Here is a 2958-nt window from a genome sequence, read left to right as displayed (position 1 = left end):
GATGACAGACGCACAGAGCAAATTGCTCAGGCATCCTCTCAGCCCTTTGTCCCGCTTACCTGGCGCTCGCAGTATTGCTTCCGCCTACGGCGTGTTCGGCGACCTGACCCGACGCTACCCGAAACCGGCCTTCAATCTGCACACAACGGTTTGCGATGGGGAGGAGGTCGACATCAGTGAAGTCATCGTCAAACGCAAACCCTTTGCCCAACTCAAGCATTTCCAGCGCAGCGTATCTCGCCCCGATGACCCGAAACTCCTGATCGTTGCGCCGCTTTCCGGACACTTTGCCTCTCTGCTGCGGGGTACCGTCAAGGAAATGCTGCCAGACCACGACGTCTACATCACCGACTGGCGTGATGCCTGTCGTGTCCCCTTGTCGGCTGGCGACTTTGGGCTGGACGACTATATCGACTACGTTATCGATTTTATTGAACAGCTTGGGCCAGACACCCATGTATTGGCGGTTTGCCAGCCCGTCGTGCCGGTGCTCGCAGCCACCGCTCTCATGGCCGAAGATAAAAACCCGGCAACACCGCGCTCGCTGGCTCTCATGAGCGGCCCCATCGACGGACGTATTGATCCCACGGCACCCTGCGAACTGGCCACCAAACACAACCTGGCCTGGTTCCGACGCAACCTGGTTCACCCGGTACCCGCGCCCTATCCGGGGGCCATGCGGAAGGTTTATCCCGGCTTTCTGCAACTGACCGGATTCGTGAACATGAACTTCGACCGCCACATTGATGCCTACCGGGGCCTGTTCAAGTCCATGCGTGACAAGGAGGTCGAAAAGATCAGACGTCATCGTGAATTCTATGACGAATACCTCGCGGTCATGGATCTGCCGGCCACCTATTACCTGGACACCATCCAGCGTGTCTTCCAGGAGTTTCACCTTGCCCGGGGCTGCTTCATGCACCGGGGCCGAAAAGTGAATCCGGCGGCTATCGAAAAAACAGCACTGATGACGATTGAAGGCGAGAAAGACGACATTTCCAGCCCCGGGCAGACCCGGGCCGCCCATAAACTATGCGTGAATATCCCGGACGCCAGGCGTCTGCACCATCTGCAAGAGGGGGTTGGCCATTACGGTGTCTTCAATGGCAGCCAATGGCGCGAATCCATTGCCCCTCGGCTCAAGACATTCATCCGCGAAGCGTGACAGGTATCACATTTTCTTGTCGCGACTCAGGTGCTCTGCTAGCTTGAATGAGGTGATTAATAATAAGGAATAACAACCAGAGCGGGCTACCGCTCCAGGGAGGACTTCATGCAAGACCTCAAGGGCAAGGTCGCCCTCGTAACCGGTGCCTCACGCGGCATCGGTCGTCACATCGCACTTCAGCTTGCTCAACGCGGCGCCGATGTCGCCATCAACTACCGCTCACGTCAGCCTGAAGGCGACGAAGTTGCCAGGGAAATCGAGGCCACCGGCGTCCGGGCACTTGCCTTCAAAGCAGACCTCTCGAAGATGCCGGAAGCGCGGAGCCTGGTTCGTCAGGTTCAGGACGAGTGGGGCCGCATAGACATTCTGGTGAACAACGCCGGCATCACCAAAGACAAGTCCATGAAGAAGCTTACCGACGACGATTGGAACGACGTCCTGGATACCAACCTGGGCAGCGTCTACGCCACCTGCTCGGAAGTGTTGAAAATCATGATGGACCAGAAGTACGGCCGCATCATCAACATCACGTCTTTCGTCGGGCAGGCCGGCAACTTCGGGCAAGCCAACTATGCGGCCAGCAAGGGCGGCATTATCGCGTTTACCAAGACCCTGGCACTGGAAATGGCCAAATACAACATTACGGTCAACGCCATTGCCCCGGGCTTCACGGAAACCGAAATGCTGGCCCAGGTCCCGGAGAATATCCGTGAACAGATCATTGCCAGGGTTCCCATGGGTCGGTTTGGCAAGCCGGAGGAAATTGCCCGCGCCGTGGTCTTCCTGGCCGCGGAAGGCGATTACATCACCGGCCAGCAGATCAACGTTAACGGCGGCGTTTACATGTAACACTTGAAAGACAGAAGGCGAAAAAATGGCTGATAAACCAATAAAAAAGCAATCAACGCCTGACTTCGAACCCAATGTGGTAAGCCGCTCTCTGGCACGAGTGGGTGTTCATGGTGGTCACCTGCTCAAGCGCTCCATAATGCGCCGTTTGCGCGGTGGCCCGCCGAATCCGGCCAGCGTCGGGAGCATGACCAAACCCTTTGTCACCCTGACCGGCAAGCTTGCAACCCAGCCAGACACGCTTCTGTTCGCGCAGATGCGACTGATCAAGGACACCAGTCTGTTCTGGTCTGGCCTGCTGGCCAGCGGTATTGGCAAGAAACCACTGACCGTAGCCGAACCGGAGCCCGGCGACGGCCGCTTCCGGGATCAGGCCTGGAACGACGTCATAGCCTTCAACGCCGTCAAGCAGGCCTATTTACTGTCAACTCGCTGGGTTATGGACACCATTGACGATGTCAGGGATCTGGACGATCACGATAAGCGGAAAGTCCGTTTTTTCGCCAGCCAGATGACCGATGCCCTCGCCCCAAGCAACTTCGTTCTGAGCAATCCGGAAGTGTTGCGCACAACCGTTAAGACACGGGGCAAGAACCTCCTGCGAGGCCTGGCAAACCTGCTGCGTGATCTGGACGAGGGAAAGGGCCCGATGCCTTTCCGCATGTCCGACCCGGACGCCTTTGAGGTGGGCGACAATCTGGCCAACACACCCGGCGACGTGGTGTTCCAGAACGATCTGATGCAACTCATCCAGTACCGGCCGACCACCGAGACAGTTCATCGCCGGCCTTTGCTGGTGATACCGCCCTGGATCAACAAGTACTACATCCTCGATCTTGGCGAGAAAAAATCCTTCATTCGTTATTGGGTGGAACAGGGCCACACCGTGTTTGTGGTTTCCTGGGTAAATCCCGGGCCAGAGCTGGCACACAAGACCTTTG

General features: G+C 57.3%; 2 protein-coding genes and 1 pseudogene. All 3 read left to right on the top strand.

Features of this window, described 5'->3' with window-relative positions; all coding sequences use genetic code 11:
• Window position 1 precedes the first annotated feature (1 nt).
• Complete coding sequence (locus B2W52_RS21025; protein ID WP_286804015.1) at window positions 2-1165, top strand: polyhydroxyalkanoate depolymerase; 1164 nt, start codon at window positions 2-4, stop codon at window positions 1163-1165.
• Between the two features lie 108 nt (window positions 1166-1273).
• Complete coding sequence (gene fabG / locus B2W52_RS21020) at window positions 1274-2017, top strand: 3-oxoacyl-[acyl-carrier-protein] reductase (RefSeq protein WP_053112845.1); 744 nt, start codon at window positions 1274-1276, stop codon at window positions 2015-2017.
• 25 nt (window positions 2018-2042) lie between these two features.
• Window positions 2043-2958 (top strand): annotated as a pseudogene (locus tag B2W52_RS21015) (class I poly(R)-hydroxyalkanoic acid synthase); the annotation flags it as partial.

The sequence above is a fragment of the Marinobacter sp. UBA2498 genome, from assembly GCF_002341575.1.
In the GTDB taxonomy this organism is placed as follows: domain Bacteria; phylum Pseudomonadota; class Gammaproteobacteria; order Pseudomonadales; family Oleiphilaceae; genus Marinobacter; species Marinobacter manganoxydans.
Note: the sequence above shows the minus strand (reverse complement) of the source record. Positions and strands in the feature narration are given on the sequence as shown.

Coding starts and splice junctions, on each gene's coding strand:
- fabG (WP_053112845.1), top strand. CDS start 1,274: ATGCAAGACCTCAAGGGCAAGGTCGCCCTCGTAACCGGTGCCTCACGC.
- B2W52_RS21025 (WP_286804015.1), top strand. CDS start 2: ATGACAGACGCACAGAGCAAATTGCTCAGGCATCCTCTCAGCCCTTTG.